A 24,153-nucleotide genomic window follows, 5' to 3' on the forward strand; every position below is an offset into this window, starting at 1 on the left:
AGTCGTGGCAAGCGCCGACAGCGCCGTGTTGGTCAGGCCGCCGACCTGCGTCGAGGAGAGGCCGCCCAGTTGGGTCGTCGTCAGCTCACCGAGGTTGGTGGTGGTGATCGCCAGCAGCTGCGTCGCCGCCATCGCGCCGAGTTGGGTCGAGGTAAGCTCGCCCATGTCGGTGGTCGACAGGCCCGCCAGTTGCGCCGTGGTGATCCCCTTCACCTGCGTCGTCGTCAGCGCGCCCATCTGGGTGCTGTCGAGCGCCGAGAGGTTGGTGGCGCCGAGCGCCGCCACCTGGGTGGCCGCGAGCGCCTGGATCTGGGTGGACGAGAAGTCGCCCATGTCCGTGGTGCTGAGACCGCCCAGCTGAGCGTTGGTCAGCCCCTTCACCTGGGTGGTGGTCAGCGACTGGACCTGGGTCGAGCTCAGCTGGCTGAAATTGGTCGAACCCATCCCCGCCAGCTGGGTCGCGCTGAGCGCCTGCAGCTGGGTGGTGGTCAGGTCGTCGATGTCGGTCGTGCTGAGGCCCGCCAGCTGGGTGTTGGTCAGGGCCTTCATCTGGGTCGCGTCCAGCGCCTTCTGCTGGGTCGAGTCCAGAGCCGAGAGGTTGGTGGCGCCGAGGCCAGCGACCTGGGTGGTGGTCAGGCCGCCGATCTGGGTCGAGGTGAACTCGCCCATGTCCGTGGTCGACAGGCTGGACAGCTGGGTCGTGGACAGGCCCCGCAGCTGGCTCGTGTCGAGGCCCTGGATCTGCGTTGAGTCCATGGCCGAGAGGTTGGTGGTCGACAGGGCGCCTAGCTGCGTGGAGTTCAGCGCGTCGAGCTGGGTGGTCGCGAGCTTGCCGAACGCTGTGGCGTCGAGGCTCTTCACCTGCGTCGTCGTCAGGCCGGTCACCTGGGTCGTGGTGAGCCCGCCCAGCTGAGTGGTGGCGAGGTTGCCCAGGGCCGTGGTCGAGAGGCCGCCGACCTGGGTCGAGCTGAGGCCCGAGAGCTGGGTCGTGGTCAGCTCGGCCAGGTTGGTCGAGGTCAGGGCGTTCAGCTGGGTGGACGCCAGGGCGCCGAGCTGGGTCGAGGTGAGCTCGCCCATGTCGGTGGTGGACAGGCCCGCCAGCTGGGTGGTGGTGATCCCCTTCACCTGGGTCGTCGTCAGGGCGCCCATCTGGGTGCTGTCGAGCGCCGACAGGTTGGTGGCGCCGAGCGCCGCGACCTGGGTGGCGGAGAGCGCCTGGACCTGGGTCGAGGAGAAGTCGGCCATGTCGGTGGTCGACAGACCGCCGAGCTGGGCGTTGGTCAGCCCCTTCACCTGGGTGGTGGTCAGCGACTGGACCTGGGTCGAGCTCAGCTGGCTGAAATTGGTCGAACCCATCCCCGCCAGCTGGGTGGTGCCCAGGGCCTGCAGCTGGGTCGTGGTCAGGTCGTCGACGTCAGTGGTGCTGAGACCGGCCAGCTGGGCCGTGGTCAGCGCCTTCATCTGGGTGGCGTCCAGCGCCTTCTGCTGGGTCGAGTTCAGGGCCGAGAGGTTGGTCGAGCCCAGGCCAGCGACCTGGGTGGCCGTCAGGCTGCCGATCTGGGTCGAGGTGAACTCGCCCATGTCGGTGGTCGACAGGCTGGACAGCTGGGTCGTGGACAGACCGCGCAGCTGGGTGGTGTCCAGCTGCTGGATCTGGGTCGAGTCCATCGCGGACAGGTTGGTGGTCGTCAGGACGCCCAGCTGGCTGCTGGCCATCGCGCCAAGCTGCGTCGTGGTCAGCTTGCCGAACGCCGTGGCGTCCAGGCTCTTCACCTGGGTGGTCGTCAGGCCCTTTACCTGCGTCGTGGTGAGGCCGGCGAGCTGGGTGGTGTCCAGGTTGGAGATCGCCGTCGTGGAGAGGCCGCCGATCAGCGTGGAGCTAAGCCCCGACAGCTGGGTGGTGCTCAGCTGGGCCAGGTTGGTCGAGGTCAGGGCGTTCAGTTGGGTGGACGCCAGGGCGCCGAGCTGGGTCGAGGTGAGCTCGCCCATGTCGGTGGTGGACAGGCCCGCCAGCTGGGTGGTGGTGATCCCCTTCACCTGGGTGGTGGTCAGGGCGCCCATCTGGGTGCTGTCGAGCGCCGACAGGTTGGTGGCGCCGAGCGCCGCGACCTGGGTGGCGGAGAGCGCCTGGACCTGGGTCGAGGAGAAATCGGCCATGTCGGTGGTCGACAGGCCGCCGAGCTGGGCGTTGGTCAGCCCCTTCACCTGAGTGGTGGTCAGCGACTGGACCTGGGTCGAGCTCAGCTGGCTCAAGTTGGTCGAGCCCATCCCCGCGAGCTGGGCGGTGCCGAGGGCCTGCAGCTGGGTCGTGGTCAGGTCGTCGATGTCAGTGGTGCTGAGGCCGGCCAGCTGGGCCGTGGTCAGCGCCTTCATCTGGGTGGCGTCCAGCGCCTTCTGCTGGGTCGAGTCAAGGGCCGAGAGGTTGGTCGAGCCCAGGCCAGCGACCTGGGTCGCCGTCAGGCTGCCGATCTGGGTGGAGGTGAACTCGCCCATGTCCGTGGTCGACAGGCTGGACAGCTGGGTCGTGGACAGGCCCCGCAGCTGGGTGGTGTCCAGCTGCTGGATCTGGGTCGAGTCCATCGCGGACAGGTTGGTGGTCGTCAGAGCGCCGAGCTGAGTGGACGCCAGGGCGCCGAGCTGGGTGGTGGTCAGCTTGCCGAACCCGGTCGCGTCGAGGCTCTTCACCTGCGTCGTCGTCAGGCCCTTCACCTGGGTGGTGCTGAGCGACGCGATCTGCGTGGTCGCGAAAGCGGAGACCGCCGTCGTGGAGAGGGCGCCGAGCTGGGTGGTCGTCAGGCCCTGGAGCTGGGTGGTGGTCAGCTCCGCGAGGTTGGTCGTGGACACGGCGCCCAGCTGGGCCGCGGTGAGCGCGCCGAGCTGCGTCGAGGTGAGCTCGCCGATGTCCGTCGTGGACATGCCGCCCATCTGCGCGAGCGTCAGGCCCTTCACCTGCGTGGTGGTCAGCGAGCCCATCTGGGTGCTGTCCAGCGCCGAGAAGTTGGTCGCTCCCATTCCGGAAAGCTGGGTGGCCGTCAGCGCCTGGATTTGGGTGGTGGTGAACTCAGTGATGTCCGTGGTCGACAGCCCCGCGAGCTGGCCGGTCGTGAGGCCCTTCACCTGGGTGGTGGTCAGCGACTGCAGCTGCGTGCTGTCCAGCGCGGACAGATTGGTGGAGCTGAAGGCGGCCACCTGCGTGGCGGCGAGCGCCTGGAGCTGGGTGGTGGTGAGCTCACCCATGTCGGTGGTGCTGAGCCCGCCGAGCTGGGACGCGGTGAGGCCCTTCACCTGTGTGGTCGTCAGAGCGCCCATCTGGGTGGAGTCCAGGCCCGAGACGGCGGTGCTGGTGAGCGCGCCGAGTTGGGTGGCGCTCAGCGACTGGACCTGCGTCGAGGTGAATTCCGCGATGTCCGTCTCGTTCAGCGCCTTCAGCTGAGTGACGGTAAGCGCCTTCACGGCGGTGGTGTCGAGCGCGCGGATCTGCGTCGAATCGAGCGCGGCCAGGCTCGTGGAAGACATGGCCGCGACCTGGGTGCTGGCCAGCGCCGCGATCTGGGTGGAGCTGAGCTCCGCCGCATCCGTGGACTGGAGGCCCGTCATCTGAGTGACGGTCAGGCCCTTCACCTGGGTCGTCGAGAGCGCCTGCATGGTCGTCTCGTCGAGCGAATTCAGGTTCGTCGTCGTCAGGGCGCCGAGCTGCGTCGAGCTGAGCTTGGTCACCTGCGTGCTGGTGAGCTCACCGAAATCGGCGGACGAGAGCGTCTTCACCTGGGTGGTGGTCAGGCCGCCCAGCTGGGTCTCGCTCAGCTGCTGCATCTGCGCGGTGTCGAGCGAGGACAGGTTGGTGGTCGACAGCGACCCGACCTGGGTGGAGGTGAGCCCGCCCAGCTGAGTGGTGGTCAGGGCGGAGAATTGGGTGGAGTTGAAGGCGCCGAGCTGGACCGTGGAGAGCGCCGCCAGCTGATCGGAGGTGAACTCGCCGACGTCGGCGGTGCTCAGACCCTTGATCTGGCTGGTGGTGAGCGACTTCACCTGGGTGGTGGTCAGCCCCTGGATCTGAGTGGAGTCGAGCGCCGCCAGGCTGGTGGAGGAAAGCGCCGCCAGCTGCGTCGACTTCAGCGCCGTCAGGCGCGTGGTGTCGAAGGCGGTCACCTGGGTGGTGGTCAGCGCTCCCATTTGCGCGGCGCCGAACACGCCCAACTGGGTGGTGTCGAAGATCACCGCGTTCTGGAAGTAGGGGATCTGGTTCGCCGTCAGCCCCTTCACGGAGGTGGCGGAGATTGCGCTCACCTGCGTGCTGCTGAGCACGCCGATGCCGGAGGTGCTGATCGCCCCGATCTGGGTCGACGCCAACTGACTCATGTCGGTTGTCGTCAGGTTCGAGATCGTCGTGGTCGACAGCGCTGCGATCTGCTGCGTGGAGAGGCTCGAGATACCCATTAATCCACCTTGTCCAGTCTAGGCGCTGCGGTTGGTTGTTCAGCTAAGAAAAACGAAGAATACGCAAATGCACTGGTGCTTTTCGCACCCGCTACGCACATCAGGAGTCCCTTACCAACTCGTTACCTTGAGTCGTCCGCCTAAGGGGACGCCGCCCCTCCTGAGGCCGAAAGACGCAGACGAGCGGATGCCTTTCCTTGCGAAGACTTACGTCGGCTGTGGCAGGTTGCCGCACTGCCGAGCTTTCGCCGCATTTCTGCATGTACCCGCCCCCTCCCCGCCGCAATCCGGAAGCCGAGTTCAGATCCAGGCCCCCCGCGGCGCCGGGACCGTTACAGCAGAGCTGCCGGGGGCGGCTGCGTTCGAAGCTTGGCCACAGCTACGGGAAGAGACCCGGATTCGGGCATGGCGAGCTGCGACATCTTGGAGGTGCGGTCCGGAGTACGCCGCTCGGAGGTGACCGCGGGCAAAAAGAAAACCCCGCGGCCGGGCCGCGGGGTTTCCGAAAGCAGTGACGGGCGGCGCCCGTCGTGGCGCGTCCTACTTCAGGTGCTGCGCCAGGTGCTTGTTCATCTCGAACATCGAGACCTTGTCCTTGCCGTGGAAGACCGGCTTCAGCTTGTCGTCAGCGATGATCTCGCGCTTGTTCTGCGGGTTCTGCAGGTTGTTCTTCTTGATGTAGTCCCAGATCTTGGAAACCACTTCCCCGCGCGACAGCTGCGCGGAACCGACCACGGCGGCCAGTTCCGAAGACGGCGTGAGCGGCTTTTGCAGGGCGTTGGTTTTCTTGGTGTCGGCCATTGGGCTCCCCCAGCTAGGTATTCAGGCGCCGCCCCGACGCTCTTCGCGAGGGCTGAGTCGCTTTTGCTATCCTAGGCACGCATCGCCCGACGCGCCACTCCTAGAGCGCGCCAGAGCGTCGCGGCGCCGCTTCAGCGCAGATCGGACTGCGACGTGCGGTAGGCGTCGCGTTCCATGGGGCTGCGATCTTCGGGGGAACGGCTGCTCGTGTCGTCACCCCCCTGGCGCTCGATATTGTCGTACAGCGCTGCGGTGGAGGCTTCGGTCATGGGGTCCAGCCGCTTGTCGCGGCTTGCGTAGCGGTATGCGCCATAGGCGAGCGCGCCGCCCAGGATGAGCAGGCCGCCGACAAAGTTGATGGTCATCCACCCGAGGCCGCCGACGTCGGCCTCGCCGGCGTCCAGGCCATCCGCCGCCGGGTGTCCGAGCGCGCCCAGGATCCCGAACAGCGCCGTCAGGTTGGCCGCCCAGAAGGCCAAGGCGAGCGCGATCGCCAGCCAGACGAAAACGGTTGCGCCGACGTCGCGCTGCCGGTGCTCGACCACGTCGACGCGCACGGCGGAGTAGGAAGGTGTCTCGGTCTGATCGCTGTAAGGCAGCGTTGTCGCCATCTCGCGCCTCCAAGGGTTGCTTCGCCGCGGGTGCGGCGTCGCAAGAGCAACCCCTGCGGACGGGCCGGGTTCCCGGCGTGCCGGTCCAGCTAGACGCCCAGCCCGCCGGTCACTTCGCCGTTCCAGGCCCATGGGGCCCGCCGGCGGCTCATCTGCTCATGCAGGCTGCGAACGCGGCGGCTGGCGAAATCCTCGAACAGCCAGGGCGCGGCCGCGTGGATCAGGCACGCCACGCCTGCCACCACCAGCTGGAGACCCAGACGGCCCGCCGTGCGCGCGTGCTGCAGGTAGGTCTCGCCCACGGCGTAGGGATGACGGGTGAAGCGGTCCAGCATGTGCCCTCCTCGTGCTGCGCGGGCGATCTCGCCACGGATTCGCCCCAGCGGCCAGCCGGTTGACATGCCCCGGCGGCAGGCGCCCAGCTTCTCGGCAACGACAGGCACATGGGAGGATCGGCGATGACGGCGTGGACATTCGCAGACGTCTGGGAAGCCATCGCCGCCGCCCAGCCGGAACGCCTCGCCCAGATCCAGGGCGAGCGACAGCTCACCTGGGCCGAGTTCGACGCCCGCGCCGACGCGCTCGCCGCCGAGTTGATCGGCGCCGGCCTGGACCGCCAAGCCAAGGTCGCCGCCTATCTGTACAACGGTCCGGAGTACCTGGAGACCTACTTCGCGGCCTTCAAGGCCGGGCTGGCGCCGGTCAACACCAACTACCGCTATGGGCCCGAGGAGTTGGTCTACCTGTTCGACAACGCCGACGCCGAGGCGGTCGTGTTCCACGCCGGGTTCGCGCCGGTGCTGGAGGCCATCCGCGCGCGGCTGCCGAAGGTGAAGCGCTGGATCGCCGTGGCGGAGCCAGGCCAACCCGCGCCGGATTGGGCCGTGGACTATGAGCAAGCGGCGGCGCGGACGCCGGCCGCCCGCCCCGTCCGGGCGTCATGGGGCCGCTCGCCGGACGACCTCCTCCTGCTCTACACAGGCGGCACCACCGGCATGCCGAAGGGCGTGATGTGGCGCCAGGACGACCTGTTCAACGTGCTCGGCGCCGGCGGCAACGCCGCGCTCGGCATCCCCCCGGCCGGCAGCATCGAGGAACTGGTCGGACGGATCACCGGACCGGAACACCTCCACCCCACCAGCCTGATCGCCTGCCCGCTGATGCACGGCACCGGCGAGTTCTCGGCCTTCATCTGTCTGAACCAGGGCGGCACGGTCGCCACCCTGCCCTCACGCAAGTTCGACGCCGTCGAACTTTGGAACGAGGCCGAGCGGCTCAAGGCGACAGCCATCGTGCTGGTGGGCCTGGCCTTCTCCACCCCCATGCTCGAGGCTCTGGAAGCCAGCCCGGGTCGCTGGGACCTCTCCGCCGTGCGCACGATGAGTTCCTCCGGCTCCATGTGGAGCCAGGAGAACAAGCGCGGCCTGCTGCGCCACTGCGCCAACGCCATCATCTACGACAGTCTCGGATCGTCCGAAGCCGTGGGGCTAGGCGCCTCGGCCTCGGCGCCCGGCGCCGAGGTGCAGACCGCCGCCTTCATGCTGGGGCCGAACTGCGCCGTCTTCACGGAGGACGGGCGACGGGTCGAGCCGGGCTCCGGCGAGCGCGGTCTGGTGACGGTCACGGGCTTCCTGCCGGTGGGCTACTACAAGGACCCTGAGAAAAGCGCCAAGACCTTCAAGGAGATCGCAGGCCAGCGCTGGAGCGTGCCCGGCGACTGGGCCGAGGTGAACGCCGACGGATCGCTCAAGCTCCTGGGCCGCGGCTCGGTCTGCATCAACACCGGCGGCGAGAAGGTCTTCCCGGAGGAAGTGGAGGAGGCTCTCAAGACCCACCCCGATGTGCGCGACGCTGTCGTGGTCGGCGTGCCCGATCCCCGCTTCGGTGAGCGCATCTGCGCGGTCGTGGAGCCGGAAGGCGCCGCGGCTCCCGGCCTGCAGGAGCTCTCGGCGCACGTCCATGGCCAGCTCGCCGGATATAAGGCGCCGCGCGAGCTCGTGCTGGTGGAGAGCATCGGCCGCGCCCCGAACGGCAAGGTGGACTACAAGGCGGTGAAGGACCGGGCGCTGAAGGCGCTGGGGCAGCCCGCCTAACGCTTGCCGCGGGGCTCCTTCGCAAGCCGGCTCATCAGCAGGGCGGCGCGTTGCGCCTGACGCTCGAGGCTCGTCAGGTCGGCGGTCTCGCCCGGCGCGTGGCTGCCCTCCCCGGCCATTCCCATGCCCACCAGGCCATCCACGAACGAGACGAAGGCGATGTCCCCAGCGCCTCGGCGGGCCGGGTCGCCCTGTGGCATCTGCGGCAGGCCGAGGGTCGCGTTCACCTCGTTCAGCTTGCGAAGAAGAGCCTTGTTGCCCTCGGTCGGCGCCATGGGCGGATAGCCGGTGTCGTCGAACTGCAGGGTCGCCTTGGCATGCGGCAGGGGCCGCTCGACGATGGCCTGCATCTTCGCCCGGACCCGCGCTTCCTGCTCGTTCGAAAGCGTGCGGATATCGCCGAGCGCCACCGCCTCGCCCGAGATGATGTTGGTCTTGCCAATCGCCGAGACGCCGGTCTCGCCCTCATTGGCCTGGGCCTTCGCGCCCCCCGCCATCATGCCGACGTTGAAGGTCAGGTTTGGCTCGGGCAGTTCCGTCCGGAACGCCTCGAGGATCCGGGCGAGCTCGTAGTTCGCGCCGCAGCCCATGCTTGGGGAACAGACGCCCGAAGAGTGGCCGGACTTGGCTTCCACCCGCAGGGTCCAGGAGTTCGACGATCGGCGAGCGATCGAGCCGATGTCCTGGCCGGCCTCTTGAGACAGGCCTTCGAAGTCGAGCGCCACGTCGCTCGCTCGGCCGGCGGCGATCAGGTCGCGGCGGGCGAGGGCGATGGGGCTGCCGGGCTTCTCCTCGTCGCCGGTCAGCACGACCGTGATGTCGGCGTCCTTCAGGGTGCCGGCCGTCTGCATGGCGCGCAGGGCGGAGACGATGATCACCAGGCCGCCCTTCATGTCGCCGACCCCGGGCCCCTCGACGGTCCCGCCGCGCCGGGTCCACCCTTGGAAAGGACTGTCGGGCTCGAACACCGTGTCCAGGTGCCCGATCAGCAGCAGGCGCTTGCCACGGCCGTTGCCCTTGTGGGTCGCAACCAGGTGGCCGGCGCGGCCCGTCTCCGTCATCGGGATCCAGCGAACCTCGAAACCCAGAGGCTCGAACTCGGCCCGCATCAGTCGGCCCACCTCTTCGACGCCCTTCAAGTTCATCGAGCCCGAGTTCACCCGGACCAGCTTCTCCAGCAGCTGGACATGGCGCTCGTGCTCGGTCCGGATCGTCGCGATCATCTTCGTCTCCGCCGCGTTGGGCGGCGCGGCCATCGCCGGAGCGGCCGAAAGCAGCCCCGCGACCAGGGCCAGGGCGCGGAGGGACGGACGCATGGGAGACTCCGGGATGAGGATCAGGTCGGCTGTTTCTCGCCGAGCGTGCGGACGAAGTCCACGAGCGCCGAACGGGGGGGCCCCTTGGGCAGGTGCGAATAGGCCTTCAGAAGCTCGAGCGCGCCCGGCTCGGCGAGCAGCGCCGCCACTTCGTCGATAGCTCCGCTCGCCGCGCCCACCTCGCCGAACATTTCGGACACCGGCGCGCCCAGGGTCTTGGCGATCCTCGACAGCATGGATGCGCTCACACGATTCGCGCCGCGCTCGTACTTCTGGATCTGCTGGAAGGTGACGCCGGCGGCTTCGGCCAGCGCCTGTTGCGAAAGACCACGGACCTTGCGCAGCAGACGGATGCGCGCCCCCACGGCGACGTCAACAGGATCGGCGAGAGCCTCGGATTTGCGGGCCATAATTTCGGTATCGTCCTCTTGGTTCAGTTCGGCGGCGCACCGTCGGAGATCAGGTAGCAGGCCTCGGCGATCGCCATGCCGATCGCTCGCCGGAGCGGGCCGAGGGCGGGGCTCTCCCGCTCCATGGCCATCACCTCCTCCTCATAGGAAGACAGGATCTCGACGAGATTTTGCGCGATCTCCCGCGCACGTTCCTTGTCGGTCCGGATCATCCTGGACTCACGCCCCTCGATCTCTCTACGGCGCCGCTTAACACGGAACGGCCCCCGCCGCGAAGCGAGGGCCGCCTTCCAGTTGAAAATTAACTATCGCGGGGGTGGCGCCGCCTAGTTGGCGGCGATCGCCCGCGCCGCGCTCTGGGCCGCGATGACCGACCGGCCCTCCCGCTCCGCGATCCGGCGGAAGGTCGCCAGGGCCTGACCGACCACCTGGTCCATGTTGTAGTACCGGTAGGTCGCCAGGCGGCCCACGAAATGGACGTTCGGCGTTTCGAGCGCCAGGGCTTCGTACTTCTTGTACAGCGCCTGGTTCTCAGGACGCGGGACCGGATAGTACGGGTCGCCATCGGCGCGGGGGTATTCGTAGGTGATGGTCGTCTGCTTCGACGACTGGCCGGTGAGGTGCTTGTACTCGCTGATCCGGGTGTAGGGCACGCCCTCTTCCGGATAGTTCACCGTGCCCACCGGCTGGAACCACTCCTGGTCGAGCGTCTTGTGCTCGAACGCCAGGCTCCGGTAGGGCAGCTTGCCGTAGCGATGGTCGAAGTACTCGTCCACCGGGCCCGTGAAGATCAGGTGGTCGTACACCGTGTCGGCTCGGACGTCCTCGAAGTCGACGCCCAGTTCGATGGTGATGCCCTTCTGGTCGAGCATGTTCTCGAACATGCGCGTGTAGCCATCCAGCGGCATGTTCTGGAACTTGTCGGTGAAGTAGCGGTCGTCCGTGTTGGTGCGGGTGGGCACACGGGCGGTCACGGACTTGTCGAGTTCGGACGGATCCATGCCCCACTGCTTGCGGGTGTAGCCGCGGAAGAAGGTCTCGTAGAGCTCGCGGCCGACGGCCGAGACCACCACGTCCTCGGAGGTCTTGATCTTCTCCACCGGCTCGGCCCGGCTCGCCAGGTAGGCGGCGGCGTCCTCGTCCGTCTGCAGATGCAGGCCGTAGAGGGTGTTGAGCGTGGTGCGGTTGATGGGCACCGGCACCAGCAGACCGCCCTTAACGCAGCCCAGCACGCGGTGCTCATACGGCCGCCACTTGGTGAACTGAGACAGGTAGCCGGCCACCTCGTCCGAGTTCGTGTGGAAGATGTGCGGCCCGTACTTGTGCATCAGGACGCCGGCCGCGTCCTTCTCGTCATAGGCGTTGCCGCCGACGTGCGGTCGCCGGTCGACCAGCAGCACGCGCTTGCCGAGTTGGGTGGACAGGCGCTCGGCGAGCACCGAGCCGGCGAAGCCCGCGCCCACGATCAGGTAGTCGAAGGGCTTGTTGCGCGAGGCCGCCCGGACGGCGGGGGCGGCGACGCCGGTCTGGCCCAGCGAGTCCGCCGCGGCCTGCTCGCGCTGGCCGACGGCCCGGGCGATCTCGGCGTTCATCCGCGTGAAGGTCTCGTCCCAGGAGAGGGCCGCGAGCATCACGTCGACGGCCTTCAGCCAGTCGCCCTTGATCCGCGACAGGGCAAGCGCCTGGTCGCAGGCGGCGATGAACTCGTCGGCGGTCGAGGCGACCTTCACCGCTTCCAGGTCGCCGTAGTGGCGCACCACGTCCACGATGGGGGTGGACACCACCGGCCGGCCGCCCGCGAGGTATTCCGGCGTCTTGGTGGGCGAGATGAACCGGGTGCTCTCGTTGATGGCGAAGGGCATCAGGGCGACGTCCCAGCTGCCCAGGTAGCGCGGCAGGTCCTCGTAGCCCTTGCCGCCGAGGTAGTGCAGGTTCGGCCGCTGCGGCAGGTCCGCGGGATCGATCTTCACCACCGGCCCGACGATGCAGAGGCTCCATTCCGGCCGGGCGTCGGCAAGCTTGGCGAGGAGCTCCAGGTCCATACGCTCGTCGACGACGCCGTAGAAGCCGAACCGCGGCCACGGGATGCCGGCCATGTCCTCGGGCGCGTCGCGCTGCGTGCGGGCCTTGGCGAAGTGCGCACGGTCCACGCTGGACGGGAACGGGTGGATGTTGGGGTGGCGGTCACGCTTGGCTTCCCACAGCGAGTAGCCGCCGGTGAACACCACATCCGAGGCGGTCATCAGTTCGCGCTCGAGGATGGTCAGTTCGGGCGGGGCGAACTTGAAGTTCGCCAGCTCGTCCATGCAGTCATAGACCGTGCACACCGCCTCCACGTGCCGCGAAAAGCTCAGCATCATCGGCGTGTAGTACCAGCGGATCAGGTCGCTCTCGTTGCCTTCAAGGAAGCCGTCGAGCAGCGCCTTCAGCTGCGCATCGCGCTCCTCCGCCGTGCCGCCGTCGGCCAGGACCGGGGTGATCACCAGCACGCCGCTATCCGGGCAAGTGCGGCTGTTGAGGCGCGGCGCCTCTTCCGCCGGCCCCGGGACCGGCTCTTCCCAGAACACGACCTTCCGCCCCTTGGCGAACCGGGTCATCAGGTGCTGGGGACGTTGGAACACGAAATCCCAACGCAGGTGCGAAAAACAGATGAGAGTCTGGCGACCTCGGGAACGCGGCCCAAAAGACGGAGTTGACAATGGCGCAGCGCCTTCGGCGCTCGGGAACCACTGAGTGTTCAAGACCGCATTCCTTTTATGAAAATCGACACACGAAGCCCGCTGGAGTAACTCACCGCAGCCGCAAAGGTTCCGCCGCGAGTGCAGAAGCTGGCATCACTTCTTCAGTAATCAAAAGCTAAGTGGGGCCTGCCGCGAGTACACGCCACGGTGAGCTCGACACGTCGACCTTAGGCCCGCGCCTTCTCGACCGACGTGCAGCGACCGCCGCGGACACCCGCCCCGTACTGAGGCGCACGTTCCCAGCGAAGCGCATCGGCCACGATCTGGTCGAGCGACGAGCACACCGGCTTCCAGCCCAGCAGCTCACCTGCCCGGCCTGGGTTGGCGACCAGACTCGGCGGATCGCCGGCCCGCCGCGCTCCGACGCTGTGGGGCACTGGCCGACCGACGGCGCGGCCGACGGCCTCCACCACCTCGACAACAGAGGCGCCGACCCCAGTGCCGACGTTGACCGCCTCGTAGGCGCCAGCGGGCAGGTCGACCTTCAGGGCCTCCACGTGGGCGGCCGCAAGGTCGTTCACATGGATGTAGTCACGCAGGCAGGTGCCATCGGGCGTGTCGAAGTCAGAACCGAACACCGTCAGCGGTTTGCCGTCCCCGAGAGCCGCGGCGATGGCCAGTGGAATGAGGTGGGTCTCGGGCTCGTGCGCCTCGCCGATGAGCCCCGAGGGATCCGCGCCGGCCGCATTGAAGTAGCGCAGGGCGACCGCGGTAAGGCCATAGGCGCGGCACTGCGCCTCGATCATCCATTCGCAGGCGAGCTTGGTGTCGCCATACGGGCTGGCGGGCGCCTTCGGCGCCGGCTCGGGGATGGTCTCCAGAGGTCCGCGACCGCCTTGGCCATAGACCGCCGCCGAGGAGGAGAAGACCAGGCGGTTCACGCCCTTTTCGCGCATGGTCGACAGCAGGGTCACCGTGCCGCCGACGTTGTGTTCCCAGAACAGGTCCGGCTTCACAACGGAGCGTCCGACTTCGATGAGGCCGGCGAAGTGGATGACGGCCTTCACGTTGTGCGCGTCGATGGCCTCCGCCAGAGCGCCCGCATCGCGGATGTCGCCGTGGACGAACGGCCCCCAGCGGACAGCCTCTCGGAAGCCCGAACTCAGGCTGTCGAACACGACTGGAAGAAAACCCTGCTCGTGCAGAGCCTTTGCGGTATGTGCGCCGATGTAGCCGGCCCCGCCGGTCACGAGAACGGCGGGCTTTGTTCCCCGATCCATGAAGGCCTTAATCCTCCGCCTCCGGAACCGTTCCCCGCCAATAGCCAAGCTAGGGGGGGAACGTTTTGATCAAGCTGCGGCTTTAGGCTTTCGGGATGTGACGGGAAAGCCAGGGTGAATGCCTGAACTCGAGCTTTGGGGCGGTCACGAATGCACCGTGAACCGCGTCGGCGGAACGTTCCACGACCAGACTGTCCGGTCGGGGCACCAGCAACGCGTCGAGGACCTGGACCGCTTCGCGGCGCTTGGCCTCAGGGCGCTACGCTACCCCGTCCTATGGGAGCGGGTGGCGCCGCAGTCTCCCGACCACCTGGACTGGAGCTGGACCGACGAACGACTGGGGCGCATCCGGAAACTGGGGATGCGACCGATCGTCGGGCTCCTGCATCATGGAAGCGGCCCACGCTACACGAGCCTCGTCGATCCCGGCTTCGCCCCGGCCTTCGCGCGCTACGCCCGCGCCGCGGCCGAGCGCTATCCCTGGGTCGCTGAGTGGACGCCGATCAACGAGCCGCTGACCACCGCGCGCTTCTCCGCCCTCTACGGCCATTGGTATCCGCACCTGGCCGACGAACACATGTTCTGGGCGGCCTTGTTCAACCAGATCGACGGCGTTCGCCTGGCGATGCGCGAGATCCGCGGCGTCAACCCGCACGCGAAGCTGATCCAGACGGAGGACCTCGGCCGCACCTATTCCACCCGCGCGGTGAAGCACCAGGCCGACTATGACAACGCCCGCCGGTGGATGACCTGGGACCTGTTGGCCGGTGCGGTGATCCCTGGCCACCTGATGTGGGACCGGCTCGAATCCCTAGGCTTCGGCGACCGCCTGCGCGCCATCGCAGATGACCCTTGCCCACCGGATGTGCTGGGCGTGAACCACTATCTCACCTCGGATCGCTTCCTCGACCACCGGGTCGACGACTACCCGCCCGAGCGGCGCGGCGGGAACCAGTTCACCGCCTACGCCGACGTCGAGGCGATCCGCGTCGCCCTGCCCGCCCCCGGCGGCCTGGAGGGGGTGCTGGACGAGGCCTGGGCGCGGTACGGCCGGCCGCTGGCGGTCACGGAATCCCACAACGGCTGCACGCGCGAGGAGCAGGTTCGCTGGGTCCGAGAGGCCTGGGATTCGGCGCAGCGCCTGCGTGGGCGGGGGGTGGACGTCCGCGCCGTCACTGCCTGGGCCTTACTGGGCACCTACGACTGGAACAGCCTGCTCACCCGCCACATTGGCCACTACGAAGTGGGCGCCTTCGACGTCCGCACCGGTGCGCCGCGCCCCACCGCGATCGCCGCCGAGCTGCAACGGATCGGTCGCGGCCACGGCCAGCCCCATCCGGCAACCCAGGGGCCGGGCTGGTGGCGGCGTGACATCCGCCTGGAGTTCCGCCCGGTCTTCCGGACGGTGGACTCGCCGGAGCCGCGGCCGGAATGGCGCACCGAACACCCGGCCGCGAGGCCCCTGCTCATCGTCGGCGCGACCGGCACCCTCGGCAAGGCGCTGGCGAGAGCCTGCGAGTGGCGCGGCATCGATTACCGGCTGACGAGCCGCCACGAACTTGCCCTGGCCGACGAAGACTCGATCGCCCGTGTGCTCGACGCCTGCGAGCCCTGGGGCGTGATCAACGCCGCGGGCTGGGTCCGGGTGGACGACGCCGAGGCGGAGGCGGAGGCGTGCATGGCGGCTAACGCCGAGGGCGCTGTGCGCCTCGCTCGCCTGTGCCGCGACCGCGGCATCCCCACTGTTGGGTATTCCAGCGACCTGGTGTTCGACGGGCGAAAGGGCGCCGCCTACGTCGAGAGCGATCCCACATCGCCACTCAACGTCTATGGCCGGAGCAAAGCCCGCGCTGAGGCGGAGATCCTGGACCTGGGCGGCCAGTCGCTGATGATCCGCACGGCGGCCTTCTTCTCCCCGTTCGACCCGCACAACTTCGCCGCGCATGTCCTTCGCACCGTGGGCTCGGGCCAGGAGCTGACCGCCGCCGAGGATCTGGTGGTCTCGCCGACCTACGTGCCTGACCTCGTGGACGCGACGCTGGACCTGATGATCGATGGTGAGACGGGCATCCGCCACCTCGCCAACCCGGGCGAGGCCTCCTGGGCCGAGTTCGCCCGGCGGATCGCGCGGGCGCTCGGTCTGGACGAACGACTGGTCCTCGGCGTCGACTCCGCCACGTTCGGCTGGCCGGCCCCGCGCCCCTCCTATGCGCCGCTGGGCACCGAGCACGCCCAGGTCATGCCGTCGCTGGAGAACGCCATCGCGCGCTACGCCGCGGTGGTGGCCGACGCGGAATTCCTGGCGGAGGCCGAGGCGATCGCCGATGGTCGACCTGACCTCTTCGCCCGCACGCCGGCAGGCGAGCAGCAGGAAGAAGCCTGAGCTCCTTCCCGCTGCCGGCTGCTCAGCCTCAGCCGAGGGGCTTCTGGTAGGTCGGACCGTCGTCTTCCACTTCGAACAACTCCTCCTCATGTTCGGAGAGCAGTTCGTCGAGGGCGTCGATCACAGCGTCGAGCTGTTCCGGCGAGGCGGCGAACTCGTGCCGCGTCCCGGAGTCGTCCTCCAGGCTCAGCACGAAGTCGGTCTCGCGCACGTCGATCGAGAATCGGGTCAGCTGTTTCATCGGGGATCCCTCCGTTCCCGAGCTAAACCCGTGGGCGCGGCGGCGGTTCAGCGAAGAGCGCGCGCCGCTTCGACCACGCGCCGCGCCTTCTCACGCGTCTCGGCCACGGACTGGCCCGCCCGGTACAGCTCGCCGCCCAGCCCGAAGGCGCGACAGCCGGCCGCCCACCACTCCGCCATGCTGTCCGGCCCCACGCCCCCCACGGCCCAGACCACCGCCTCCGGCGGCAGCACGGCCTTGATCTGCTTCACGTGCACCGAGCCATAGGTGGCGGCGGGGAACAGCTTCAGGTGGCGCGCGCCGGCTTCGATGGCGGTGAAGGCTTCGCTTGGCGTGGCGAACCCGGGAGCGGGATCCAGCCCGAGCTCCACGGTGCGGCGGATGACCTCCGGGCGGGTGTTGGGCGAGATGATGATCCGTCCCCCCGCCTGGGCGACGGCCTCCACCCGTTCGGGCGTCAGGACGGTTCCCGCGCCCACCACCATGCGGTCGCCGAACTCGGTAGCCAGCGCCCGCACGCTCTCGATGGGGTCGGGTGAGTTCAGCGGCACCTCGATGCCGGGCACCCCCGCTTCCAGCAGAGCGGCGGCGTGGTCGAGAACTTCGTCAGGCCGGATGCCGCGGACAATCGCCACCACCGGGCATTGCGCAAGAGCGTCGTCGAGGGTCATGCGGCTTGTCCCAGCTGGTAGAGCGCGAAGAGGCCGGCCACGGCCGCCGCCTCGCCGTCGAACGTTTCGTGAGCCACGCCGCCACGCGCCAGAGCCTGCGCATAGAGGGCGCACAGCCGCGCATCGCCAAGCAGGGCGACCGGCTCCTCCCCACTGAGGCCCAGCAGCCGCGGCACGCTGGCCGTCTCGGAGCCGATCAGCAGGCCGGACAGGTAGCTGGGCGTGCTCTCCGCCCGCTTCCCGCCGCCAACCACCCGCGCCCGGGCGGTGAACAGGCGCGCCGCCAGGGCGTCCCCGTCGCCAGCCGCCGCAAGGCCCTCCGCGAAGGCCTCCTGGTCGTCGGCCGGCGCATCGCTCTTCAAGACGCTGTGGTTTCCCAGTACGGCGAACAGCTCGCCGGTCATGGCCGTGACGAAGCGCGCCAGGCGGCCGTCCTCCACCAGCATCCATTTGGCGTGGGTGCCCGGATGGCAGACCACATGGCGACCGCGACAGCGGTCCGGATTCTGGGCGAGCCAGCCCATCAGCTGGGTCTCCTCACCACGCATGACGTCGGGATTGCCCGACAGGCCCTCGCTGCGCATGCCGGGAACGATACGCGCCCAGGTCCCGTGCGCCTCCACCGCCACCAGCGCCCGGGCGAGCTCGTCCAGGCCGGCGGGACAGTCGGCGTAGGGGGCGACCGTCCAGCCAAGGTTCGAGCCCACCATCCCGCAAAGGATCGCCGGCAAGCCTTGCGCGGCGAACGCCGGCTGCACCTCGGCCTCGAAGCGCCGGGCCGCCTCGCCGGGCTTGAGCTTGGAGACTCCGAGATCGAACTCCTTGTGGTCCACCACCCGCCCGTGCGCATCGAGCGTCCAGGCCCGCAGGTTGGTTGTGCCCCAGTCGCAGGCAAGCAGTGCGGCGTTGGCCATCAGAGCCGCCCCGCGTCGACGATCATGTTCTGACCCGTCATCATCCGGCTGTCGTCGGAGGCCAGGAACAGGGCCGCGCGCGCGATGTCCTCCGGCATCAGCCGGTCCTTGAGGGCCACCTGCTTGGCCCAATCCGCCTCCGCCTCGGGCGTCAGCCAGAGCTCGAGCTGCCGCTCGGTGATCACCCAGCCAGGCGAGAGTGCGTTCACCCGGATCCGGTCCGGTCCCCACTCCCGGGCCAATCCCTTGGACAAGGAATTGATGGCGCCTTTCGCCGCCACGTAGGTGGCCATGTCGGCCGGGCCCCAGATGGCGTTGATCGAGCTGACGTTGACGATCGAGCCGCCTCCGGCGGCCTTCATCATCGGATAGACAGCGGTCGAGGCCACGAAGGCCGGGTCGAGGTTCACCGCCAGGCCGCGGCGCCAAGCCTCGATGCCGGTTTCGGCCGCCTTGTGGCGCGTGTCGTTGGCGACGTTGTTGATCAGCACCGTGACGGGGCCCAAGGCTTCGGCCCCGTCGCGGATCGCGCCCTGCAGGGCGGCGACGTCCGTGACGTCGCAGCGGCGGAACCAGGCGCCCTGCCCCAGCCGCTTCGCGAGCGCCTGCCCCTCGTCCTCCTGCAGGTCCACGAAGGCGACCCTCGAGCCCTGGGCGTGGAACTGCGCCACGAACTCCGCGCCGATGCCGGAGGCGCCGCCCGTGATGAAGACGGTGCGGTCCCTGAGGCTTGGATAGCTGGCGAAGGCCATCAGTGGCTTTCCCGGGTCACTTCGCTGGACGACTTGCCCACCAGGAACTCGAGGTCGGCGCCCTGGTCGGCCTGCATGACGGTGTCGATGTAGAGCTTGTACCAGCCGCGGGTGAACTGGCTTGGCTTGCGGGCGGCCTCCCAGGCCTCCCGTCGACGCTCCAGCTCGGCCTCGTCCACCAGCAGGTTCAGGCTCCGCTCCGGCCCGTTGAACTCGATTTCGTCGCCATTCTGCACGAGGGCCAGCGGCCCGCCGGCCTCGGCTTCGGGGGCCACGTGCAGGATCACCGTGCCATAGGCCGTGCCGCTCATGCGCGCGTCCGAGATGCGGACCATGTCGCGCACACCCTTCTGCAAGAGCTTCGGCGGCAGGGCCATGTTGCCCACCTCGGGCATGCCCGGGTAGCCCTTCGGCCCGCATCCCTTGAGCACCAGGATCGAGGTCTCGTCGACCTGGAGGTCGGGATCGTCGATGCGCGCGTGGTAGTCCTCGATGTCCTCGAACACGACGGCGCGCCCGCGGTGGGTCAGCAGCTCGGGCGAGGCCGCGCTCGGTTTGATGATCGCGCCGTCGGGACAGAGGTTGCCGCGCAGCACCCAGACACCCGATGAGGGCCCCACGGGCTGGTCCAGGCTGCCGATCACGTCGCGGTTCCAGACCTCGGCGGCGTCGGCGATCTCGCCCTGCGTGTGGCCGCTGACCGTCAGGGCGTCGCGGCGCACCCGGTCGCCCAGCTCGCGCAGCACCGCCGGGCAACCGCCGGCGTAGCAGAAGTCCTCCATCAGGTACTTGCCCGACGGCATCAGGTTCACCAGCAGCGGGCTCTCGCGGCCGATGCGGTCGAAGTCCTCCAGCGTCAGCTCCACGCCGACCCGGCCCGCCAGGGCCAGCAGGTGGACCACGGCGTTCGTCGAGCCGCCGATCGCGGCGTGCATCAGGATGGCGTTCTCGAACGCCTCGCGGGTGAGGATCTGGGACAGGCGGATGTCCTGCTTCACCAGCTCGACGATCCGGTTGCCGGTGAGGTGGGCCAGGGTCTTTCGGCGCGAGTCCACTCCGGGCAGCGAGGCGTTGTTCGGCAGGCTCATGCCCAACGCCTCCACCAGGCTGGCGATAGTCGAGGCCGTGCCCATGGTGTTGCAGACCCCATGGCTGCGGCTCATGGAGCTCTCGGCCGAGAGGAAGTCCTTCAGGCTCATCTCGCCGGCTCGCACCATCTCCGAGAAGCGCCAGACGTCGGTCCCCGAGCCGATGTCCTTGCCCTGCCACTTGCCGTTCAGCATCGGGCCGGACGAGACCACCATCGTCGGCAGGTCCACCGAGGCCGCGCCCATGAGCTGGCCCGGCGTGGTCTTGTCGCAACCGCCCAGCAGCACCACCCCGTCGATCGGGTTGGCGCGGATGCTCTCCTCCACCTCCATGGCCAGGAGGTTCCGGAACAGCATGGCCGTGGGCCGCATCTGGGTCTCAGGCAGGCTCATGGCCGGGAACTCGATGGGCACCCCGCCCGCCTCCCAGATCCCCCGCTTCACGTACTCGGCAAGGTCGCGGAGGTGGAACTGGCAGGTGACCAGCTCCGACCAGGTGTTGCAGATGCCGATGATCGGCCGGCCGTCGAACACGTGGTCCGGCAGGCCGGTCCCCTTGATCCAGCTGCGGTGGATGAAGCCGTCCCGGTCGAGCTTCCCGTAGCTTCTTTGGCTGCGCAGCGGTTTGTCGGCCATGCCGCGTCGACCCTTCTTCTTGCCTGGAGATGCTGGTCGCTTAACCCCTGAGCCGGAGCCGGGGTTCAGCCCTATTCACCCCTGGAAAGCCGGAAGCGCCAGCCCTTTCACGCCCGGGTCGAAGGCGAACAGGCCGCCGGCCAGCGGCTGACGGGCGCGGGCTTCGTCGCTGAGCTCGTCCCAGGCGCTGGTGATGTAGAGAGTTGACAGGTCCGGGCCGCCGAAGGCGCAGCTGGTCGGCTGTTCCACCGGAACCTCGACGATCCGGTTGATGCGCCCGAAGGGGTCGTAACGCACGATCCGCCAGGCGCCCCACTGCGCGTTCCAGAGATATCCTTCCGCATCGATGGCCGAGCCGTCGGGAGAGCCCGCCTCGCCGCGGGTATGGGCGAACTCACGCGCCTTCGAGAGATCCTCCACCTGGTGCGCGAAAATCGTCTGGCGCTTGGAGTCGGCCATGTAGAGCAGCTTGCCGTCGCCGGTGACCGAGATGGTGTTGGGGATGTGGATGCCGGTCATGACCTTCACGGTCTTCATGTCGGGCCCGGTGCGGTAGACGGCGCCCGGCCGTTCGCCGCCGTTGTCGTCCATGGTGCTCCACCAGAACCGGCCCTGCGGATCGATCTTGCCGTCGTTGGTCCGAAAGCCCTCGCCGAGGTCAAAAGGTTGGACCAGTTCCATGGTCCCTGCCTGGGCGTCGCAGAACGCCAGTCCCCGCTCGGTGGCCAGCAGCAGGCCGCCGGACTCCCTCGGAGCTGCGGCGCTGGCGCGCAGGGGGAGGTCGAATGCCCCACGCGCCTGAGTCGCAGGCTCGTACCAGCTCAACCTGCGACCCTTGATGTCGAACCAGTAGAGCCGCTGCTCGGCGGCCGCCCACACGGGCCCTTCTCCAAGTTGATCAGAGGCTTGGACGACACAACGCACGGTCAAGGGGGTCTCCTGTGATCAATTGTCCGGAATCGTGCGATCGTTCTGCGAACACTGTTGTCGGCAGACCTGCGACACCCTGACGTGGGCGTTTTGCTTCCGTTCAGAGTCGGGGGCCTACTATCTTAGACGACAGAATCGGGAGGGGATCCCACAGATGTCGTTGTCCAGCTATTCAGACGTGTTTTCGATCAGCCATGAGCGCGAGTACGACGAGGATATCACCGTCGGCGATCTCGTGCGCACAGGGCCCAACCTGTTTCCGCACTTCGAGGTGATCGCCCTGCACGGCGACAAGGCCTGGGTCCGCAACGTCGTCAACGGCGCCGACCATCTCGCCCTCGTCTCCCGCTGCCGCAAGATCAACGGCCAGACCCTGGCCGAAGCCGCGGAATAAGCCCCCTTCACTCCGTCGGCCCGCCGACGGAAAATGTATGAACCGAGCCCAGCGCCCCGGAGTTCTACCGGCTTCGGGGCGCCGTGCGTTCGCGCGGCAATTCGGAGGACGCGTCATCTCCGCCTTTATGTTCGCCACCGGGATCGAGAACAGCATCCCGAAGATCAAGAACGGCCGCGTGCGCGTGGACCAAATGGAGTCCTGTGGCCATTATCGCCATTGGCGAAAGGACTTCGAGCTGGTCGAGGAGATCGGGCTGAAGTTCCTGCGCTATGGCCCGCCGCTGCACACCAGCCTTCTGGGGCCCGATCGGTACGACTGGGAGTTCTCCGACGTCACCTTCGCCGAACTGAAGCGGCGGGACATCGTGCCGATCGTCGACCTGTGCCACTTCGGCGTGCCCGACTGGATCGGGGACTTCCAGAACCCGGACTTTCCCGAGGTTTTCGCGAAATACGCGGCCGCCTTCGCCCGCCGGTTCCCGTGGGTGCAGCTCTATACGCCGGTGAACGAGATGTTCATCTGCGCCCAGTTCTCCGGGAAGTACGGGTGGTGGAACGAGCAGGGCACGACGGACCTGACGTTCGTCACCGCGCTCAAGCACATCGTCAAGGCCAACGTCCGGGCGATGCAGGAAATCCTGAAGATCCGGCCGGACGCCATCTTCATCCAGAGTGAGTCCTCGGAGTACTTCCACGCCGAGAATCCCGCCGCCATCAAGCCCGCCGAGATCGAGAACTCCAAACGCTTCCTGTCGCTGGACCTGAACTACGGCCACCGGGTCGACTCGGAGATGTACGAGTACCTGATGGACAACGGGATGACGCGCGAGGAGTACCATTTCTTCCTCGGCAACGCCCTGCATCACCACTGCATCCTGGGGAACGACTACTACTGGACCAACGAGCACCGGGTGGCCGCCGACGGCACGACCCGGGCCTCCGGCGAGATCTTCGGCTATTCGGAGATCACCCGGCAGTACTACAACCGCTACCGCCTGCCGGTGATGCACACCGAGACCAACATCGTCGAAGGCCCGAACGGCGACGAGGCGGTGAACTGGCTCTGGAAGGAATGGGCCAACGTCCTGCGCGTCCGCAACGACGGCGTCCCCACGGTCGGCTTCACCTGGTACTCGCTCACCGATCAGGTGGACTGGGACACCGGGCTTCGCGAGAACAACGGCCGGGTCCACCCGGTCGGGCTCTACGACATGAACCGCGAGATTCGGCCCGTGGGGCGCTCCTACAAGCAGCTGATCGCCGACTGGCGCGAGGTGCTGCCGACCCAGAGCGTCTGCCTGTCCGTGCCGATCGTGCCCCCTTCGGAGTACGAGCAGCCTGCGGCCGAGCGGCACCGCGCAGACGCGCGGCACCTGCGCGCCGTGGAGCTCGCCGCCGGCGAGACGCGGCAGGCCTAGGATGGCGGGCGCCCCGCAGATCGGCGGCGCACCGGCCGTCGTCCTGCAGGCCCGGGACCTGCCCGAGGCGGGTCCGGCCTTTACGGAGGCCACCGTTCTCCCCGGTCGCGGCATGATGCTGCTGCAGGCCAGGCTACGCCTGCCCTCCGGGGAGGTCGTGGACGCCCTGCACGCGCCGCCCCTTGATGAGGCCGCCCGCGAGCTCGCCGGCGGCGCCGACGACTTTGCCGGCAACCGCGCCTTCGCCTTTGGGGGCGCCCTGCTCATCCCGTACGCCAATCGCATCCGCGGCCGCGACGTCCAAGGCGAGCGGGAGATCGAGGCCTTGATCGACGGCCGCCCCGCCCGGCTGCCGCGCAACTGGGGCGGCAAGGCGCCGGGCGCGGCGCAATACGCCATGCACGGCCTGATCCTGGACGCCGCCGTCCCGTTCGAGGCGCAGGAGAGCCGCGTTCGAGGCCGCCTCGCCGCCGGCGACTTCGGCGGCCGGTGGCCCGGCAAGGCCGATCTTGATTTCGAATACCGTCTGGAGGGCGGCGCCCTGGTCCTGAGGATCGATGTCCGCAACGTGGGCGCCGAGCCCCTGCCCCTGGGCGTCGGTTGGCATCCCTACTTCCAGCTGCCCAGCGGTGATCGGCGACAGGCCCGCCTCCGGGTCGCCGCCGACCTGCGCACCGAGGTGAACGACTATGACGAGGTCCTGCCGACGGGGCGGCTGCTGCCCACCGAAGGCACGCCCTACGATTTCGGGGCGCGTGAAGGCCTGGCGCTGGGCGACCTCTACCTAGACGACTGCTTCACCGCCCTGCGACGGGAGGCGGGCGAGGTCGTGGTCGAGCTGCGCGATCCTGCGGCGAGCGTCGGCGTGCGGATCCGCACCTCCACCCCGCAGGTGAAGGCGGTCCAGGTCTACGCGCCCCCGGGCCAGCCCTTCGTGGTCGTGGAGCCGCAGTTCAACCTGGCCGAGCCCTATGCCGACATCTGGCCAGCAGGCGTCGACACCGGCATGGCCCAGCTCCAGCCCGGCGAGAATTTATCCTATGAGGTGCGCCTGGAGGCCTTTGCCGTAGGAACCTGAGGAACATCCATCGGTTA

Annotated in this window: 20 protein-coding genes; 5 read left to right on the forward strand and 15 right to left on the reverse strand. The window is 68.4% G+C overall.

Annotation, left to right across the window (positions count from 1 at the left end):
- The 4 genes from VIL67_RS00730 to VIL67_RS00745 form a co-directional block, all read right to left on the reverse strand.
- Positions 1-4,437, reverse strand: a 4,437-nt coding sequence (locus VIL67_RS00730) for a beta strand repeat-containing protein (RefSeq protein ID WP_414696151.1), incomplete at its 3' end; no start/stop codon positions are given.
- A gap of 540 nt (positions 4,438-4,977) precedes the next feature.
- Positions 4,978-5,238 (reverse strand): SWIB/MDM2 domain-containing protein, encoded by a 261-nt coding sequence (locus VIL67_RS00735; RefSeq protein WP_332046926.1) that lies wholly within the window; start codon positions 5,236-5,238, stop codon positions 4,978-4,980.
- Positions 5,239-5,369: 131 nt separating this feature from the next.
- Positions 5,370-5,849 (reverse strand): hypothetical protein, encoded by a 480-nt coding sequence (locus VIL67_RS00740; RefSeq protein WP_332046927.1) that lies wholly within the window; start codon positions 5,847-5,849, stop codon positions 5,370-5,372.
- Positions 5,850-5,938: 89 nt separating this feature from the next.
- The gene (locus VIL67_RS00745) at positions 5,939-6,184 is read right to left on the reverse strand and encodes a DUF6356 family protein (protein WP_332046928.1); all 246 of its coding nucleotides are present in this window, start codon (positions 6,182-6,184) and stop codon (positions 5,939-5,941) included.
- Positions 6,185-6,307: 123 nt separating this feature from the next.
- Here VIL67_RS00745 and VIL67_RS00750 point away from each other — a divergent pair, with 123 nt between their 5' ends.
- Positions 6,308-7,942 carry an acyl-CoA synthetase gene (locus VIL67_RS00750; protein ID WP_332046929.1) on the forward strand — a complete coding sequence of 545 codons (1,635 nt, stop codon included), beginning with the start codon at positions 6,308-6,310 and terminating at the stop codon, positions 7,940-7,942.
- On the opposite strand, the gene VIL67_RS00755 is transcribed toward VIL67_RS00750, so the two are convergent.
- The 5 genes from VIL67_RS00755 to galE all read right to left on the reverse strand — a co-directional run bounded on the left by VIL67_RS00755 (position 7,939) and on the right by galE (position 13,629).
- Positions 7,939-9,258 (reverse strand): M20/M25/M40 family metallo-hydrolase, encoded by a 1,320-nt coding sequence (locus VIL67_RS00755; RefSeq protein WP_332046930.1) that lies wholly within the window; start codon positions 9,256-9,258, stop codon positions 7,939-7,941. The two genes, VIL67_RS00750 and VIL67_RS00755, sit on opposite strands and share 4 nt — an antisense overlap.
- 20 nt (positions 9,259-9,278) lie before the next feature.
- The gene (locus tag VIL67_RS00760) at positions 9,279-9,668 is read right to left on the reverse strand and encodes a helix-turn-helix domain-containing protein (protein ID WP_332046931.1); all 390 of its coding nucleotides are present in this window, start codon (positions 9,666-9,668) and stop codon (positions 9,279-9,281) included.
- A 23-nt stretch (positions 9,669-9,691) separates the two neighbouring features.
- Complete coding sequence (locus tag VIL67_RS00765) at positions 9,692-9,880, reverse strand: hypothetical protein (RefSeq protein WP_332046932.1); 189 nt, start codon at positions 9,878-9,880, stop codon at positions 9,692-9,694.
- Between the two features lie 114 nt (positions 9,881-9,994).
- A complete protein-coding gene (gene glf, locus VIL67_RS00770; RefSeq protein ID WP_332046933.1) occupies positions 9,995-12,289 on the reverse strand; it encodes a UDP-galactopyranose mutase in 2,295 nt (764 codons plus the stop codon).
- Between the two features lie 287 nt (positions 12,290-12,576).
- Complete coding sequence (galE, locus tag VIL67_RS00775; RefSeq protein WP_332046934.1) at positions 12,577-13,629, reverse strand: UDP-glucose 4-epimerase GalE; 1,053 nt, start codon at positions 13,627-13,629, stop codon at positions 12,577-12,579.
- Positions 13,630-13,747: 118 nt separating this feature from the next.
- On the opposite strand from galE, the gene VIL67_RS00780 reads away from it, so the two are divergent.
- Entirely contained in the window at positions 13,748-16,012 is a 2,265-nt protein-coding gene (locus VIL67_RS00780) for a family 1 glycosylhydrolase (protein ID WP_332046935.1), read from the forward strand.
- A 28-nt stretch (positions 16,013-16,040) separates the two neighbouring features.
- Here the strand turns inward: VIL67_RS00780 and VIL67_RS00785 are convergent, their stop codons facing one another.
- From VIL67_RS00785 to VIL67_RS00810, 6 genes are all read right to left on the reverse strand, one after another.
- Entirely contained in the window at positions 16,041-16,253 is a 213-nt protein-coding gene (locus tag VIL67_RS00785) for a hypothetical protein (RefSeq protein ID WP_332046936.1), read from the reverse strand.
- A gap of 47 nt (positions 16,254-16,300) precedes the next feature.
- Positions 16,301-16,924 (reverse strand): 2-dehydro-3-deoxy-6-phosphogalactonate aldolase, encoded by a 624-nt coding sequence (locus VIL67_RS00790; RefSeq protein ID WP_332046937.1) that lies wholly within the window; start codon positions 16,922-16,924, stop codon positions 16,301-16,303.
- Positions 16,921-17,838 (reverse strand): 2-dehydro-3-deoxygalactonokinase, encoded by a 918-nt coding sequence (locus tag VIL67_RS00795; protein ID WP_332046938.1) that lies wholly within the window; start codon positions 17,836-17,838, stop codon positions 16,921-16,923. The genes VIL67_RS00790 and VIL67_RS00795 overlap by 4 nt, the downstream gene beginning before the upstream one ends.
- On the reverse strand, positions 17,838-18,590 hold the full coding sequence (locus VIL67_RS00800) for an SDR family NAD(P)-dependent oxidoreductase (RefSeq protein ID WP_332046939.1): 753 nt from the start codon (positions 18,588-18,590) through the stop codon (positions 17,838-17,840). Before VIL67_RS00800 ends, VIL67_RS00795 begins: the two co-directional genes overlap by 1 nt.
- The gene (locus VIL67_RS00805; RefSeq protein ID WP_332046940.1) at positions 18,590-20,314 is read right to left on the reverse strand and encodes an IlvD/Edd family dehydratase; all 1,725 of its coding nucleotides are present in this window, start codon (positions 20,312-20,314) and stop codon (positions 18,590-18,592) included. Before VIL67_RS00805 ends, VIL67_RS00800 begins: the two co-directional genes overlap by 1 nt.
- A gap of 75 nt (positions 20,315-20,389) precedes the next feature.
- On the reverse strand, positions 20,390-21,238 hold the full coding sequence (locus tag VIL67_RS00810; RefSeq protein WP_332046947.1) for an SMP-30/gluconolactonase/LRE family protein: 849 nt from the start codon (positions 21,236-21,238) through the stop codon (positions 20,390-20,392).
- A gap of 160 nt (positions 21,239-21,398) precedes the next feature.
- Here VIL67_RS00810 and VIL67_RS00815 point away from each other — a divergent pair, with 160 nt between their 5' ends.
- The 3 genes from VIL67_RS00815 (at position 21,399) to VIL67_RS00825 (ending at position 24,136) form a co-directional block, all read left to right on the forward strand.
- Positions 21,399-21,638 (forward strand): hypothetical protein, encoded by a 240-nt coding sequence (locus VIL67_RS00815; protein WP_332046941.1) that lies wholly within the window; start codon positions 21,399-21,401, stop codon positions 21,636-21,638.
- 127 nt (positions 21,639-21,765) lie between these two features.
- Positions 21,766-23,058: a family 1 glycosylhydrolase gene (locus tag VIL67_RS00820; protein ID WP_332046942.1), complete on the forward strand. Its 1,293-nt coding sequence runs from the start codon at positions 21,766-21,768 to the stop codon at positions 23,056-23,058.
- 1 nt (position 23,059) lies between these two features.
- On the forward strand, positions 23,060-24,136 hold the full coding sequence (locus VIL67_RS00825; RefSeq protein ID WP_332046943.1) for an aldose 1-epimerase: 1,077 nt from the start codon (positions 23,060-23,062) through the stop codon (positions 24,134-24,136).
- The last annotated feature ends 17 nt before the right edge of the window (positions 24,137-24,153 follow it).

This window comes from Phenylobacterium sp., from assembly GCF_036563385.1.
Lineage (GTDB): Bacteria > Pseudomonadota > Alphaproteobacteria > Caulobacterales > Caulobacteraceae > Phenylobacterium.